This is a genomic window from Microcystis sp. LE19-10.1B, from assembly GCF_027530565.1.
GTDB lineage: Bacteria > Cyanobacteriota > Cyanobacteriia > Cyanobacteriales > Microcystaceae > Microcystis > Microcystis aeruginosa.
This window is the reverse complement of the sequence record NZ_JAPZQM010000581.1, coordinates 1-15,237: the sequence shown is the minus strand read 5'-3', so window position 1 is coordinate 15,237 and position 15,237 is coordinate 1. Positions and strand designations below refer to the sequence as shown.

The following is a 15,237-nucleotide window of genomic DNA, read 5'->3' as shown; positions in this document are numbered from 1 at the left end:
GCCGCTTTTTTTTCCCCACTCCCCCACTCCCCCATCTCCCCACTTCATAATTCATAATTCATAATTCCCCCACTCCCCTGCTCCCCCACTCCCCCATCTCCCCACTTCCCTCTATGAAATCAGAACCTTTTTTGTGGATTCATCTGGCAGGGTTAGCGGCTTTGCCAATCTTTTTACAAATCGCTTGGATTGGTTTAGCTGTGGGCGATCCCTTGCCTTTTCTTTGGCTAGAATGGCTATTTCTAGGAGCGATCGCTATCATACCCGTCTTTTGGATGCAGTGGACAAAACCTTTTGATATTTTTAGTCTTTTGTTGGTTGCTCTAAAACCGAGTCAACTCACCCCCGAACAGTTAAAAATTCTCTCTCTTTTTAAACGTCCTCGCCATCGTCTTCTTACTCTTTTGGGAGTCGTCCTCTTAATTCTCATCACTTGGCCCATCTACAATTTTGCCCCTCTAGCGGCTGCCGTGGCCGCCTATCTCCCCCAATGGCGGCTTTTAGGTTTAGTAATCGCTGCGATCGCTCTCCTCTTAAGTCACCTATTTCTACAGGTTCCTCTGAGTGTTCTGGGGGTTTTAGCCACTAAGGAAAGTGACTGGACAGCCACCGAAGCTTTAGTTATTGAGCGCATTCCTGAGTTATTTACCATTGTTGGTCTAAAAGTTAATAAAATTATCTAAATTAGCCAAAATGCCGACAATTTCGGCTAGGAATGCAGGATTGATCGCCCGTTTAAGGGTTGAATATTCCTGGCATTACGGGGAAAAATCGCGGCCAATTGTTGCAGTTGTTGGGGAGAAATTTTGATCGCATTTTGCCAGACTAACCAGAGAACATCCTCGCTACAGGGAGGAGTGGACAAAGACCCCCGATATTCATAAAAATCGCTATTTTCTGGCAGTAAAAGCCCGGCATTGACCCAAGTATCGGGGATAATCATTTCAGGAGAAGGTTCTTGGGGCAAATAAGCCCAAATCGTTTGTAAATAGGGATTAAAAGCGCCGATTTCGGCTAAGATACCCACAACTGCTAAATTTCCTCTCCCATTTCGATGCACTAAATGAATTTCTAGAGGGAAAGACTGACCTTTAATCTGATGTTCGCTGGGATGATGAAAATGAAACTGCAATAAATCCCAGTTTTCGCCGTGAAAACTCATGTTTCCACCTTTTTCGGTCTTAACCAAGATTGTACGACCGTTATGGCGAATTTTTAGGGGTACAGGACGATAATTAAAGGTGGGTTGGTATAGCTCTTTTTCAGTCACTATACTCAGATCGATCGGTGTTTGTTGCTTTCCCGTGGTGCAGAGACGATAATTCCTTGATAATTCGCCCCAATGGTCAATATTTTGATAATTCCAAGCAAATTCTGGATTAATAGCCCCAAAAAGAGCGTGAGAGCCAATAAATTGCAGTAATTCTCGTCTATACATCGTATTAAATCCAGAAATCATCGGATAATTAGGGTTTGCTGAAAAAGTTTTTCGGTGGTGGCAGGGTGTAGGGTGTAGGGTGTAGGGTGTAGGGTGTGGGGTGTGGAGTGTGGGGTGTGGGGTGTGGGGAGAATAAATAAAATAATCTCCTATCTCCTATCTCCTGACTCCTGACTCCTGACTCCTCAAAACCTAAGACTCTGTACCTCACAACTATGGAAATTGCTATAATCGGCTCACATCAGTCTTTAAACATCTAGCTTGATGATCAGTTTTCTGATCAATATCTTTTTGTGGTTCGTGTTAGACTTACTCAAATATCAGTCTAACACAGAACAAAATCACCTCTTCGCCTGTATTGCCTTGTCCTAGTTGTGGTTCTCACCATACCATCAAGAGTGGTTCTATTGATAACGGGAAACCCAAACGTTAATGTTAAGAATGTGGTGGCCAGTTTGTCAGCAATCCCACTACTAAAACTTTATGAACACACCAGAATTAGCCATTGCTACCGTTGGTTTAACCAAACAATTTGACCGCCATGGGGCTGTTAATCAAGTGGATTTACAGATTGAAGCGGGGGAAGTTTACGGGTTAATCGGTCCAAATGGAGCGGGAAAAACCACTTTAATTAGGATGTTAGCGGCAGCGGAAGAACCGACAACGGGAGAAATATATCTGCACGGAGAACGTCTTTTAAGAGATGAGAGTAATCCCCGTCTCAAAAGAAATTTAGGTTATCTACCCGATAATTTTCCCCTCTACGATGACCTAAATGTCTGGAATTATCTGGATTATTTTGCCCGTCTTTATCATATCCCTCGCTCCCAACGTCATCGCCGCATTTATGAGGTTCTAGAACTGGTACAATTAACCGGTAAAAGCCATAATTTGATCGCTACTTTGTCCCGGGGGATGAAACAACGTTTAAGTTTAGCCCGCACGATTATTCATGAACCTTTAATTTTACTTCTCGATGAACCAGTTTCTGGATTAGACCCGATCGCTCGCCTACAATTTCGTGAGATTATTAAAGTCTTACAATCGGCAGGTATGACTATTTTAATTTCCTCCCATGTCCTTAGTGATTTGGCCGAACTTTGTAGTTCTGTGGGCATCATGGAATTAGGTTATCTAGTGGAAAGCACCTCTTTACAAGAATTAAATCAACGTCTAGCTGGTCAATACTTGCAGATTACGACTCTAGGCAATTTAGAAGCCTTAGAAACTGCTCTTAAACAATGTGTTTTTGTGGAAAGTTGGCAAAGAATTATTCATACTAATACTCTCTGGGTTAAATTTACGGGAACCCTAGAAGATAGTGCCGAATTGTTGAAATTTTTAGTCGTTTCTGGCCTGACCTTAAGCGAGTTTTATACTTGCCGCGAAGATTTAGAAACTATTTTCCTAAAACTGGGACATCGACAGGCATCCTAAGGGGAAATAATAATTTTTAAATCTAACCAGATAGTAACTTTTCGACTAATTTAATTTGCTCCTGACTAAAACCAGCTTCCTTCAGATGTGCCAGAAACCATTTTTGTCGATAACGACCGTCTAAATCCCTAGCCTTTTTGTAGGTATCCCGCGCTTTTTTAATATCACCTTGATCTAAATAGACCATTGCCAAAGCCACAAGAGGATGGGGATTATTCGGCTCTAATGTAACTGCTTTTTCAGCGTTAGTAATAGCTGAATTAAAATCTTTTAAGCGATGATAGGCGAGGGACAAATTATAGTAGGCAATTTCATTATCGGGTTTTAAATTAGCGGCTTTAGTATGCGTAACTACGGCCTTTTCAAGATGACCACCGACAAGATAAACAATACCCAAAGCATTATAAGTAGCCACATGATCGGGAGCAATTTTAATCGTTTCTTCGAGGGTTGTTTGTGCCGCTAAAGGTTGTTTAGCTAGGTGTTGTGTCCATCCTAAAATTACTCTCCCGTCTAGATGATTGGGGTTTAACTGTACCGATTTTTTTAAAGCTTCAATACTTTTGACAAAATCTCCCTGTTGACGATACTGTAATCCCAATTGACGATAACGATTAGCAGCTTTAATGTCTGATGCGGAAATAATCGGACTGGGAGAAGGAGGAACAAGCATCTCGGCCGTAGGTTCTTTTTTAAGGGGAGCGGGAGGACTACAGCCCCAAAAAACCGGGGAACTAAAGATGATCAAGATAGTCAGGATTCGATAACTATTCATGGGACAATTAATACCAGTCCAATTGTTAAGGGTGTCATCAAATTATGAATTATTCCCCTGAATCCGTGCAACGGCTGCTCGATTCCGATGATTATGGCGATCGCTTATCGGGAGTTAATCAACTGCGTTATTTAGCCCCAGAAATCGCCTTCGAGATGTTACAGCCTTTAATTAAGGATAGTAACGCTAGGGTGCGTTATTCGGCGGTAAGTCAGCTAGATATCCTCGGTCGTCAGAATCTTGATCTGGCCTTAACTATTCTACGCGATCGCTTGTTGCATGATCCGGAAGCAGACGTAAAAGCGGCCGCGGCCGATGCGATCGGGGGGTTAAAATTAACGGCAGCCTACGATGATCTGGTGGCCGTCTATCAACAATCCTGCGACTGGTTAATTCAATTTAGCATTGTGGCAGCTTTGGGCGAATTGGGGGAACCCCGGGGCTTTGAACTGCTCGAAATCGCCCTTAACTCTGATAATGAATTGGTAAAAACGGCCGCTGTTAGTGCTTTCGGGGAACTAGGCGACCCTCGCGCCGTCTCTTTACTCGTTCCCTTGGCTAATGATGATGACTGGCAACTGCGCTATCGTCTCGCTCAAGCTTTAGGCCGCTTAGGGGGGCAAGATGCGATCGCTGTTTTGACCCAGTTAACCGGCGACAAAAGCGCCCAAGTCGCCCAAGAAGCCCGCAATAATCTCGTCCAAGGGTGATGCAGAATAGTTGATTTTTGTCAATACCATTTACAATAAACTTTAATTAAGAATCGTTAACAAAGGTAAAGCGATGAAACAATTTACCCGTTTAATCTTGCTCGTCGGTCTTCTCGCGGGGGGCTGTTTCTCTGCCTCAATTGCGATCGCCGATAATCCCGCAGGGGCAATCGTGAGCAAGGATTCACAGGTTAACGAACTACTGCGTCAAGCGCGGCAATTGGTCAAAAATGGCAATTATGGGGAAGCTATAGCCATTTACGAGCGGGCTGCCGCCCTTGATGGCAATAATGCCAAAATTTTCTCTGGGATTGGCTTTTTACAAACGCGGCAAGGGGATTATAACGCCGCCGCCCAAGCATACCAAAAAGCTTTAAGTCTCGATCCGAGTAATCCCGACTTTTTCCATGCTCTCGGTTATAGTTTGGCTAATATCGGTGATTATGACAATGCAGCCACCGCTTACTACTACGCTATCCAAATAGAACCGAAAAACGTCCAACACTACCTCGGTTTAGGGGTGGTGTTATTACGCCAAAAAAACTATGCTAAAGCGGGCGAAGTTTACCAATGGGTTTTAGCTCTCGACCCCAATAATCAGCAAGCCCACGAAATCATGGGTAAAGCCTTGATCGAACAGAATAAAAGCAGCGAAGCCCTCGATTTTCTCCAAAAATCCCTGCAAAGATTCCCTAACAATAGTGAATTAAGATTGCAACTGGCCAGCCTTTTGCTCAAACAGGGCGATTTAAATGGTGGAACCCAAATTTTAAAGGAAATAGAGCGACAAAGTGCAGGAAATTTTTTAATTCAGCTAAAAATAGGGATTTTACTCGAAAAACAAGAGCGTTTTGACGAGGCTCTCCCCTTTTATCGTCGGGCTGTTTTCCTGCAACCCCAATCGTTGGAAGCACAAGCGGGAATCGGTCGCATCCATCTGGCCAGAAAAGATTATCTTGCAGCAATTATCGCCTATCAAGATTTGGCCGAAATTGCCCCCAATAACGCCGATGTCTATCTTAATCTCGGTCGGGCCTACGCGGGCCGGGGACGAAAAAGAGAAGCGGAGGAAGCTTTTAAGCAAGCGCGAGCGGTTTATGTGCTGAAAAATAATCAATCCGGCCTGGAGGAAGTGGATGCCCTGCTGAAGAAATTGGTTGAGTAAAACCAGATCAGTGATCAGTTTTCAGATTTGAGTTTTCAGATTTGAGTTTTTAGTTCACTGATGCGATCACGGCAAAAAGCTCTTTTCTCCCAACTCTAGCCCAGTCTTAAGGAGTGATTTAGATAGTCAATAGTTTATTCCCAATCGATCGGCAGCCATTGATTATCTAAAACCTGTTCGAGATTAAAAATTATCTGACTGGGTAAACCGCCAGGGGATAAACCCATTTTTTTCCGGACGGCCTCTAAAGCTGTATGGTAGGATGGCTCAAAAATCTCCCGAAGATAGGGCTTTAAACTAGGGCTATCCTCCAGTAAATCTTGAATTTCTGCCCGAAAATTATTGATTTCTCCATTCCAATGATTGCCATTCCGGTCTCTTTCCGATTGCCAGTAAGTTAATTTGAGTAAATGTTCTAGGAGACGAGTTAAAAGACTTTTGAGCGCGTGTCTTTCACTTCTCCCCATCGATTCAATCTCCTCAATTAAGTTGTCTAAATCCACCTCGGCAAACTGGCCTTTTTTTAATTGTTCTGCCGTGGTTTTTAGCCAGAGATAAAAATCTTCTTCGTATAATGTTAGGGTCGCTGTTTCTGTCGCTCTAGTCATGACGGAACTGCCACAGATGAAAAGTAATCGGGATTCTATATTATACAATTTTCAGACTGGTGAGGTACAAAGTCTCTCAAGGCTGAGGACTGACGTTCAAAAAGATCGCACTGCATTGATTGAGTGCGATCGCTTTTAGTGATCGATTTTTAAGTAGCGAATTTCTGAGTCAGATTCCTACTTTAATAATTTGCGCGTCAAAGCCGAACCTGCACCCAAAACACCGATGGCAAGTAAGCCTAAGACGGAAGCTGGCTCAGGAACACGCCCTGTATCAGGACGCTGAAGGTAATCTACAGAAAGAGCCTCAATCAAGAAGGTGTCCCCTGGTGTCTTGGGAATCAAGTTGATAGTCGATTTCAGTGTCCCTAGTACCCCATCATAAACTCCAATTGATGAGTTATAGACATTTGAGACGTAAAAATCGGTACCATCGTAGGCAATACCAGTTGCAGCAGCTGGAGCAGTAATGAAAGCTGCTTGCAGGAGATTGCCATTAGTATCGTAAATATCATAGACACCGCAGGCATCGCAGCGGTTGCTAATTAGTTTGCCATTGAAGTACTCCAGACCATCCATATAGTCGGCGAGTAGTATGGGTAAACGTGGCACTATGCCATAGTCAATAATTTTTTCCGTGGTTGGCTGCAGTTGAATTTTGGCTAAACAATGAAACCAAATTTGACTAACTAAAACTATTAAGGCCCCCCATCCTATCCAGAGGACGGCCAAATAAAAGCCCGATAATTCTAAAACAATTGTACTAACTGTGACAATAAAAAAGCGATCGAGGCGAGGATCGCTGATTTTTTGCTGAAATTGGGCAATTTCTGCCAAGTCCACCGCCGCCATGCGTGCCTGTTCCATACACATCCCCAGGATACCTAGGGCAAGAATGGGAGCGGATAGGTTTTCCGGTGGGAAGATTTGGGAGATTATGCCTAAACTAGCCGGAAAAAACCGTAAAAAAAGGATCGTTCGTCTCATCTATTCGGGGTGGGGTCAGATTAAGATAAGAAATGCTCTTGACTTGATCATTTCTGTAATGTCTTGTTTGCCTCCTTTTCAAAATGCTCTCCTTCTCACCCAAGCTTTAACCCATCGTTCCTATGTCAATGAACAGTCCCAATTGACGGAAAATAACGAGCGCCTAGAATTTTTGGGCGATGCGATTTTAGCTTTTTTGGTGGGCGAACTATTGTATCAAAAATATCCCGCCATGAACGAGGCCGAATTAACTCGTTTGCGGTCAAATTTGGTCAAAGAAGAACAATTAGCGCAATTGGGCATTGAAATCGGCCTGGGGGAGTTAATGCGTTTGGGTAAGGGGGCAATTAAAGATCGGGGGCGATCAAATCCTACCCTATTAGCGGACACTTTTGAAGCGATAATTGGGGCTTATTATCTAGATTCGGGGTTAAATGCGGTTAAAAACTATCTGCACAGGCTTTTTATCCCTGTAGCCTCTCATTTAGTCTCTCAACAATCGGAATCGCCATCTTTTATCGATGCTAAAAATCTCTTTCAACAGTGGGCGCTGGCTAATTTCGCCTCTAATCCAGAATATGCGATCATCGATGTGACAGGACCGCCCCACGCTAGGGAATTTACCGCCGAAGTGCGGGTTAATAACCTTCTCTACGGTACAGGTAAAGGTAAACGGAAACAGGATGCCACCAAAGCGGCTGCCGAAGATGCCTTAAAGCGCTGTCAATTGCAAGGGTAAATAGGGTTTGCGGCAAAAAGTTTTGCGTGGGGGTAGGGTGTGGGGTGTGGGGTGTGGGGTGTAGGGTTTTACCGATTTTGAGGGGGTCAATTACCTAATTTTCGGGGAAAAAGTGCCTAAATTTCCCCCCCGATCACTCCAATGGCTGGTACTTTTTGATGGGAAAAAAGTCTAAAATTTTTATCCAACAAAGTTTTTAGATTTATTCAGCAGCTCCTACTTATCTTAGGGGCCACCAATTAACTTTATCCCGGGTGGCACTGTACACTTCTTTTAAACCCTCGGCATCTAGTACCCGAATTAAATCCCCCGTCGATTCTGAGGCAATTAATCCCACGGTTTGCAATCCTTTTAATACCTGTTCGACGGTGCGTTGATTGAGTTGACAAGCGCGAGCAATCACATCGACGGATAAATCAAAAGTATAGATATTTTCAGCATCTGGTTGACTGCCTAATTCTCTTTCTTGATAGATTAAGGCTCTGAGTAAAGCCGCCACAGCTTGGGGTGGATAGCTACTGCAATTAAGCAAATGATACTCGAATTTTTGCTGTAATTCAAATAAAACACAGTACCGTTGACGAAAACTTTCGTTATCGTTGTAAATCTTTTCTAGTGCCGATAAGGGAATTTTCAGGACGTGGGTAGTTTTATAGGATTCCACCAAACAGGGAAAAGCGCGACTGGCTAAACCATAACTAAAGGGTAAACTCCTCATACCAAAACAGCCACCGGGGTAGGTAATGGCAATAATCCGGTCGAGGGGAGTGCTGCGGACGACGATTACACCCTCATCCAAAATCACATACAAAACATCTAGAAATTCATCGGGGAGAAAAGCCGTATAGACGGGACGATTGGAAAATAGCGTCTCTAACTTGAGATTGTCGGCATCGAGATACTGACTTAACCAAGCCTCCTCTAGTCCGCGAAAGAGAAAACTCTGGTTAATCAGTTGTTGTAGGAGGGTTGTTTTTTTGGCTTTGACGCTCTTGCCCATAGTCTCAAACCTAGATGTAGCACTGATTTTATCTTCTCACAGTTTCCCTTGTTATCGCCTTATTCCCAATTTGTTTTATAAATGTATTGAAATTTTGTTTCCTGTGCTGTAGGATGAAAACACGCCTAAAAACAGATACAACCTCACAGTAAATCTTAGGAGCGCCGCCGATGCAGTCATCCCAGTCTTGTTTATCCCTACTCATGGCAACTGTCCTGACTGGAGGAATGCTGGTATCCTGCACCCCATCCCCCACCAATAGCGGCAATGACAGCCAAAAACCCGTGACTGTGACGCTTGTTTCCTATGCTGTCACCCAAAGTGCCTACGAAAAAATCATTCCCAAATTTGTCGAGGAATGGCAACAAAAAACGGGGCAAAAGGTAACTTTTGAACAGAGTTATGGTGGTTCCGGTTCCCAAACTCGTGCCGTTATCGATGGTTTAGAAGCGGATGTGGTAGCGTTGGCTTTAGCTTTGGATACCAAGAAAATTGAGCAAGCGGGATTAATTCAACCCGGTTGGGAAAAAGAAGCAACCAATGACTCTATTGTTCATAAATCTGTAGTGGCTTTTGTTCCTCGTGATGCCAATATTAAAATTAATAAATGGTCAGATTTAGCCAAGGATAATATTAAAGTTATTACCGCTAATCCCAAGACTTCTGGCGGAGCGCGCTGGAATTTTCTCGCTCTTTGGGGTTCGGTGACGCAAGCGGGAGGCAGTGAACAAGAGGCGCAAACTTTTGTCGAAAAAGTGTTTAAAAATGCGCCAGTTTTACCTAGAGATGCTCGCGAATCTAGTGATGTATTTTTTAAACAAGGCCAGGGAAATGTGCTGATTAATTACGAAAATGAGATGATTCTCGCTAACCAAAAAGGCGAGAAGTTGTCCTACACTGTTCCCACCGATTACAATATTTCTATTGATAATCCCGTGGCGGTTGTTGATGCCAATGTGGATAAAAAAGGTACGAGAAAAGTGGCCGAGGCTTTTGTGCAGTTTTTATTTACTCCCGCAGCCCAAAGAGAATTTGCTCAGGTGGGGTTTCGTCCCGTTGAACCGAGGGTAGTTAAAGAGTTTGAGAGTAAATTTCCTCAGATAAAAAATCTCTTTACCGTGCAGGATTTAGGCGGTTGGGATAAGGTACAAAAGCAATTCTTTGATGATGGAGGCTTGTTCGATAAAATTCTCACTAAAGCTGGTAAATCCTAAGGAGAAAAACCATGGATAATCAACCTCAATGGCAAACTATTAATCATCCCCAAAGTGACTTACATCTCGATCAATCAGGACTCGATCGCCCCACGTCCCGAAGAATAAAAATTCGGATTCCTAAACAATATATTAACGAGCCAATTATAGCACGTTTAGGGTCTTTTCCTGGTCTAAAAGTGAATATATTTTCCGCTTTGTTAGCGGCAAATAATAATCAAGATGGCTGGTTCGATCTACAACTACAAGGCAACTCCCAAGGGATAGAAAATGCCCTTTCCTATCTGGCAGATTTAGATGTAGAAGTTTGGTATGATTCAGCACAAGTTCTTGAAGAAGCGGACAATTGGTAATCTCTAGCAATAATAAACAATGGCTAACCCACAATTATCTTTATCTCCCAGTCAACCCCTGAAAAAAGTTTCTATTCCTTGGGTAATTACCATTAGTTATCTAGTGGTTTTGTTGGTTTTACCGGCGGCGGCACTATTTGCTAAATCCCTAACTCTTGGTTTTGCCGAATTTTGGCGCATTGCCACTTTACCGATTTCTTTATCCGCTTACCAAGTCACTTTTTTTACTTCCTTAATCGCCGGATTAATTGACGGAGTTTTTGGCACTATTATCGCTTGGGTATTAGTGCGTTATCGATTCCCGGGTAAAAAAATTGTCGATGCTTGTGTAGATTTGCCCTTTGCTTTACCCACTTCTGTTGCCGGTTTAGTCCTCGCCACAGTTTACAGTGATAACGGTTGGCTCGGTCAATTTTTTGCCCCCTTTGGCATTAAGATATCCTTTACCATTTTAGGGGTTTTTGTGGCGATGTTATTTATCGCTTTACCCTTCATTGTCCGCACCTTACAGCCAGTTTTACAGGAAATGGAAAAAGAAGTAGAAGAAGCGGCTTTATCCCTCGGCGCTTCCTCTTGGCAAATCTTCTGGCGAGTTATTTTTCCCACAATACTACCCGCTATTTTAACAGGAGTTGCCCTCGGTTTTGCCAGAGCGATCGGTGAATATGGTTCCGTAGTTATTATCTCCTCTAATATTCCCTTTAAGGATTTAATTGCCCCAGTTTTAATCTTCCAAAGACTAGAGGAATATGATTACACAGGTGCGACAGTAATCGGCATGGTTTTATTACTGGTTTCTTTGTTCATGTTAGTAGTAATTAATTTCCTGCAGCAATGGGGGCAAAAATACAGAGTTAAGTAAAGAGTAAAAAATATTAGGGTATAACTGGAGACAGATCAAAAATGCTGAGTCTAAAAAAATCAACTAAACCGAAAGAGTGGGATTACAAACCCCTACTAATTATCATCGCCCTTGTTTATCTGGCACTATTATTATTTATTCCAGCAGCGGCAGTATTTTACTATGCTTTTCGCAATGGATTCCAAGCTTTTTTAGAAGCGGCGGGAACTTCTGACTTTATCGAAGCGGTAAAATTAACAGTAATTATTGCCCTAATTACTGTACCTTTAAACACAATTTTTGGACTTTGTGCAGCTTGGGTAATTGCTCGCAATCAATTTCGTGGCAAAACTTTATTAATTAGTTTAATTGACTTACCTTTTGCCGTTTCTCCCGTGGTAGCGGGTTTAATGATTGTACTGCTCTATGGGCGCAATGGTTGGTTAGGTTCTTTCCTAGAATTTTTCGATATAAAAATACTTTTTGCTTTACCCGGAATGGTATTAGCAACTATATTTGTTACTATGCCTTTTGTCGCTAGAGAAGTTATCCCAGTCTTAGAAGAAATTGGCTTAGAACAAGAGGAAGCGGGGCGCACTTTAGGGGCAAGTGATTGGCAGATTTTCTGGCGCATAACTTTACCCAATATTCGTTGGGGATTGATGTACGGAGTGCTGTTAACTAATGCCCGGGCGATGGGAGAATTTGGGGCGGTTTCTGTGGTTTCTGGCAGTATTTTAGGGAGAACTGCTACCCTGCCAATTTTCGTAGAACAGGCCTATAAAAATTATCTAACTCCTGCCGCTTTTAGTGCGGCGGCTATTCTCGCCTTACTAGCGGGAGTTACTTTAATTATCAAAGAAATTCTCGAACGTAAAACCGCCCACAAAATTCACACTACCTAACTACAATTAACCTAAAAATATGAGCGGGCGTTGGGTTTCATGCTTCAACCCAACCTACGTTCTACAAAAAACCTAAAAATATGAGTATTACCATCCAGCAAGTTTCTAAACGTTTCGGCAATTTTCAGGCTTTAGATAATATAAGTTTAACCATTCCTGAAGGTAAATTAGTCGCCCTCCTCGGACCATCGGGATCGGGAAAATCCACCTTATTACGTTCAATTGCCGGATTAGAAAGTCCCGACAGTGGCGCGATTATCATTAACGGACAAGATACCACCCATGTGGATCCTAGACGGAGAAATATCGGCTTTGTTTTTCAACATTATGCCCTATTTAAACATTTAACTGTCCGTCAAAATATTGCTTTTGGTCTAGAAATTCGCCAGCAAAAATCCCCAGTAATTAAGAAAAGAGTTGAGGAATTATTAGAATTAATTCAATTACAAGGATTAGGCGATCGCTATCCCGCCCAATTATCGGGAGGACAACGGCAGCGAGTAGCTTTAGCCCGCGCTTTAGCCATTCAACCGAATGTATTATTATTAGATGAACCCTTTGGAGCTTTAGATGCAAAAGTCAGAAAAGAATTAAGGGTATGGCTGAGAAATTTACATAAAGAAGTTCACGTTACCAGTGTTTTTGTTACCCACGATCAAGAGGAAGCAATGGAAGTAGCCGATACGATTGTCGTGATGAATCATGGTAAAATTGAACAGGTGGGTTCTCCCGCCGAAATTTACGATCATCCGGCCACACCTTTTGTGATGCAGTTTATTGGGGAAGTGAATATCTTACCCAGTTTAGCAGGATTAGGAAATGGACATCATCCGGGTGATAATTCCACCGTTTTTATCCGTCCCCACGACCTGGAAATTATGCCCAATCAAGATGGTTTGAATAGTTGGGCAGTGGTAAAAAGAGTTATTCATTTAGGCTGGGAAATACAAGTAGAATTAATGTTAGCCGATGGGGAAATGGTGGTGGCTTATCTCAATCGTGAGGAATACAAGCAATTACAGTTACAACCAGAACAAACGGTACATTTAAAACCGAGAAAAGCGACTTTACTCACTGATTTTGACAATAAAAGTGAGAAAGTTATCGATTACTCAATTTAAAAACTCTAGGTTTATTAAAAATTTTTCATAAAGCTATAAGTGACCTTCACCGCTGCCACTTTCTCAGCACTGATAGAGTTAGAGCAACTTCTTTACCTTTCTCCTCAATAAAATCTAGCAATTCCTTGACGGTGCTTTTATCTTCATCTACTTTGGTGTTAAGATTGACAGCTTTGAGGTCAAAGTTTTTGGCTTCGATTTCTTCACGGGTGATTGTCCAACTTCTCTCACTATCTTCTCGGTTGGGTAATAGTTCTAGAAACTCCTGAAAGTGATTCATCATCAGGGGTTTGCGCTTGGTAACTTTGACATCGGACAGGTCATAATACCAGATTTTTTCAGTGGGTTTGCCTTTAGTAAAAAAGAGGATGTTAGCTTTAACACCCCCACCGGCAGCCACAAAAGTCCCCGCGGGCAAACTAACGATACACCAGAGATTACAGTCGTTTAATAGTTTTCGTTTGCTCTGGACAAAGGCATTTTCATTGGTGCGAAATAACACCCCTTCATCTAGGACGATACCGCAGCGTCCCCCCGGTTTCAAACTATCGATAACGTGCTGTAAAAATAGGACTTGAGTAGCACTGGTTTTATAGGCAAATTGTGCCTGTACGGTCCTGTGTTCTTTGCCGCCAAAGGGGGGGTTAGTGAGGATAATATCGAACTGGGGCGGAGCATCTTGGAACAGGTCGCCATAGATGACTTCTCGGTTTAAGGTGTTGCCGTGCCAGAGGTGGGGGTAATCGATGCCGTGTAGGACTAAATTAGCGAGGGCAATGGGGTAGATGAGGTTCTCTTTTTCCCTTCCGTAAAAGGTTTTTAGTTTGATGGTTTCTAGCTGTTCGGGGGTGATGTCATCTGCTAGGAAATCGCGGATGTATTCGTAGGATTGGGCCAGGAATCCGCCCGTACCGCAGCAGGGGTCATAGATGGTTTCTCCTACTTGGGGGGCGATGGCTTTGACCATTGCCCGGATGACTTCTCGGGGGGTAAAGAATTGACCGCCATCGTTGTTTTTTTCTCCCATTTTCAACAGCAATCCCTCGTAAACTTGGGAGATGGGGAAGATGTGGGTAGGGTCAATGTAGTCGATTTCGTGGATTTTATCGAGGATGTCTAACAGGTTGGTTTCGGTGTCGATGCGGACTCGTTCGACACTGGATATGACCTCACTGATAATTTTTTGGCGGGGGGTGGCTTGGGGTTTGTTTTTGAGGTTTTTGAGGTAGGGAATGACTTCTTCATTGACAAAGGGCAGAAATTGACCCATTTGCCCCATTTGCAGGTTAAGGCGGCGGTTGCCTTGAGGGTTGGCCCAATCTCGCCAACGGTAGGGTTCGGGGATGGAATCGGCCAAAGAGTCCCCCACGGCTTCCGCTTCTTCCGCTTCTCGCTGTTCGGTGTCGTCAAGGATTTTGAGGAACAGTAGCCAACTGAGTTCGGGGACGTACTGTAAAGCACCGGCACAGTTGGAACGCCGCATGATGTCGCAGATGCCTTTGATGTAGCTGTTAAGTCCCTGTTGGGTGGTGAAGGTTTTACCGTTGTCGTTGCTGTTTTTTTTAGCCATTGAGTTTACCTAATTTGTCTAACCTGCCAAGCGGAGATTGGCAATGAGGGGGAGTTGGAGTTCGTTTTTTTCTTGCAGTCTTTGAGAAAAGAATAGGATTTCTAGGTTTTCGATTTCTTCGGTTTGGGGGTTGACTCTCACAATAATATCATCTCCTAATTCTTCGGATTCTTGTTCGGGATAGGGAGCGCATTTATTGATATAGAGAATGTCTCCCGTTGGGTCATATTTGATAATTAGGGTTTGCTGAAAAAGCTTTTCCTGGGGGCAGGGTGTGGGGTGTGGGGTGTGGGGTGTGGGGTTTTACCAGTTTTGAGGTGGTCAACTACCTAATTTTCAGGGAAAAAGTACCTGAATTTTCCCCCGATCCCCGC

18 protein-coding genes and 2 pseudogenes are annotated in these 15,237 nt (G+C 43.2%); 11 read left to right on the top strand and 9 right to left on the bottom strand.

The genetic code is table 11. The features are described 5' to 3' along the window. The first annotated feature begins 113 nt into the window (after positions 1-113). Positions 114-683: a low-complexity tail membrane protein gene (locus O9332_RS21165; protein WP_004159551.1), complete on the top strand. Its 570-nt coding sequence runs from the start codon at positions 114-116 to the stop codon at positions 681-683. Between the two features lie 26 nt (positions 684-709). On the opposite strand, the gene O9332_RS21160 is transcribed toward O9332_RS21165, so the two are convergent. Beyond that, positions 710-1,438: a carbonic anhydrase gene (locus tag O9332_RS21160; RefSeq protein WP_043999280.1), complete on the bottom strand. Its 729-nt coding sequence runs from the start codon at positions 1,436-1,438 to the stop codon at positions 710-712. A 28-nt stretch (positions 1,439-1,466) separates the two neighbouring features. Next, positions 1,467-1,649: a hypothetical protein gene (locus O9332_RS21155; protein ID WP_071825090.1), complete on the bottom strand. Its 183-nt coding sequence runs from the start codon at positions 1,647-1,649 to the stop codon at positions 1,467-1,469. 56 nt (positions 1,650-1,705) lie between these two features. Between O9332_RS21155 and O9332_RS21150 the strand changes: the two are divergent. Next, a pseudogene (locus O9332_RS21150) lies at positions 1,706-1,868 on the top strand (ISNCY family transposase); the annotation flags it as partial. A gap of 53 nt (positions 1,869-1,921) precedes the next feature. Then, on the top strand, positions 1,922-2,875 hold the full coding sequence (locus O9332_RS21145; protein WP_288027267.1) for an ABC transporter ATP-binding protein: 954 nt from the start codon (positions 1,922-1,924) through the stop codon (positions 2,873-2,875). 22 nt (positions 2,876-2,897) lie between these two features. On the opposite strand, the gene O9332_RS21140 is transcribed toward O9332_RS21145, so the two are convergent. Then, positions 2,898-3,650, bottom strand: a complete 753-nt coding sequence (locus O9332_RS21140) for a tetratricopeptide repeat protein (protein WP_004159560.1) — start codon at positions 3,648-3,650, stop codon at positions 2,898-2,900. A gap of 44 nt (positions 3,651-3,694) precedes the next feature. On the opposite strand from O9332_RS21140, the gene nblB reads away from it, so the two are divergent. Together nblB and O9332_RS21130 are read left to right on the top strand one after the other, a co-directional pair. Further along, positions 3,695-4,360, top strand: a complete 666-nt coding sequence (gene nblB, locus O9332_RS21135) for a phycobilisome degradation protein NblB (protein WP_004159561.1) — start codon at positions 3,695-3,697, stop codon at positions 4,358-4,360. A 73-nt stretch (positions 4,361-4,433) separates the two neighbouring features. Further along, the gene (locus O9332_RS21130; RefSeq protein ID WP_288027264.1) at positions 4,434-5,525 is read left to right on the top strand and encodes a tetratricopeptide repeat protein; all 1,092 of its coding nucleotides are present in this window, start codon (positions 4,434-4,436) and stop codon (positions 5,523-5,525) included. A 134-nt stretch (positions 5,526-5,659) separates the two neighbouring features. Here the strand turns inward: O9332_RS21130 and O9332_RS21125 are convergent, their stop codons facing one another. The 3 genes and pseudogenes from O9332_RS21125 to O9332_RS28185 form a co-directional block, all read right to left on the bottom strand. Beyond that, positions 5,660-6,133, bottom strand: coding sequence for a DUF29 domain-containing protein (locus O9332_RS21125; protein ID WP_043999281.1), 474 nt, complete (start codon positions 6,131-6,133; stop codon positions 5,660-5,662). 177 nt (positions 6,134-6,310) lie between these two features. Further along, a complete protein-coding gene (locus O9332_RS28495; RefSeq protein ID WP_308417983.1) occupies positions 6,311-6,712 on the bottom strand; it encodes a PEP-CTERM sorting domain-containing protein in 402 nt (133 codons plus the stop codon). Between the two features lie 3 nt (positions 6,713-6,715). Next, positions 6,716-7,120: pseudogene (locus O9332_RS28185) on the bottom strand (hypothetical protein); the annotation flags it as partial. A gap of 58 nt (positions 7,121-7,178) precedes the next feature. On the opposite strand from O9332_RS28185, the gene rnc reads away from it, so the two are divergent. Next, the gene (rnc, locus tag O9332_RS21115) at positions 7,179-7,859 is read left to right on the top strand and encodes a ribonuclease III (protein ID WP_288027260.1); all 681 of its coding nucleotides are present in this window, start codon (positions 7,179-7,181) and stop codon (positions 7,857-7,859) included. A gap of 220 nt (positions 7,860-8,079) precedes the next feature. Here rnc and O9332_RS21110 read toward each other — a convergent pair whose 3' ends face one another. Then, the gene (locus tag O9332_RS21110; protein WP_004159575.1) at positions 8,080-8,859 is read right to left on the bottom strand and encodes a Crp/Fnr family transcriptional regulator; all 780 of its coding nucleotides are present in this window, start codon (positions 8,857-8,859) and stop codon (positions 8,080-8,082) included. Between the two features lie 170 nt (positions 8,860-9,029). Here O9332_RS21110 and O9332_RS21105 point away from each other — a divergent pair, with 170 nt between their 5' ends. The 5 genes from O9332_RS21105 to O9332_RS21085 all read left to right on the top strand — a co-directional run bounded on the left by O9332_RS21105 (position 9,030) and on the right by O9332_RS21085 (position 13,293). Continuing rightward, positions 9,030-10,073 carry a sulfate ABC transporter substrate-binding protein gene (locus O9332_RS21105; RefSeq protein ID WP_004159578.1) on the top strand — a complete coding sequence of 348 codons (1,044 nt, stop codon included), beginning with the start codon at positions 9,030-9,032 and terminating at the stop codon, positions 10,071-10,073. A gap of 11 nt (positions 10,074-10,084) precedes the next feature. Beyond that, positions 10,085-10,426 (top strand): NIL domain-containing protein, encoded by a 342-nt coding sequence (locus O9332_RS21100; RefSeq protein WP_002768372.1) that lies wholly within the window; start codon positions 10,085-10,087, stop codon positions 10,424-10,426. A gap of 19 nt (positions 10,427-10,445) precedes the next feature. Next, entirely contained in the window at positions 10,446-11,288 is an 843-nt protein-coding gene (gene cysT, locus O9332_RS21095; protein ID WP_004159580.1) for a sulfate ABC transporter permease subunit CysT, read from the top strand. A gap of 41 nt (positions 11,289-11,329) precedes the next feature. After that, positions 11,330-12,172, top strand: a complete 843-nt coding sequence (gene cysW, locus O9332_RS21090; RefSeq protein WP_002797969.1) for a sulfate ABC transporter permease subunit CysW — start codon at positions 11,330-11,332, stop codon at positions 12,170-12,172. Between the two features lie 80 nt (positions 12,173-12,252). Further along, positions 12,253-13,293 carry a sulfate/molybdate ABC transporter ATP-binding protein gene (locus O9332_RS21085; protein ID WP_288027256.1) on the top strand — a complete coding sequence of 347 codons (1,041 nt, stop codon included), beginning with the start codon at positions 12,253-12,255 and terminating at the stop codon, positions 13,291-13,293. 46 nt (positions 13,294-13,339) lie between these two features. Here the strand turns inward: O9332_RS21085 and O9332_RS21080 are convergent, their stop codons facing one another. Further along, positions 13,340-14,863, bottom strand: coding sequence for a class I SAM-dependent DNA methyltransferase (locus O9332_RS21080; protein WP_288027254.1), 1,524 nt, complete (start codon positions 14,861-14,863; stop codon positions 13,340-13,342). Positions 14,864-14,881: 18 nt separating this feature from the next. Beyond that, a complete protein-coding gene (locus O9332_RS28180) occupies positions 14,882-15,100 on the bottom strand; it encodes a DUF2283 domain-containing protein (RefSeq protein WP_353852127.1) in 219 nt (72 codons plus the stop codon). Between the last annotated feature and the right edge of the window lie 137 nt (positions 15,101-15,237).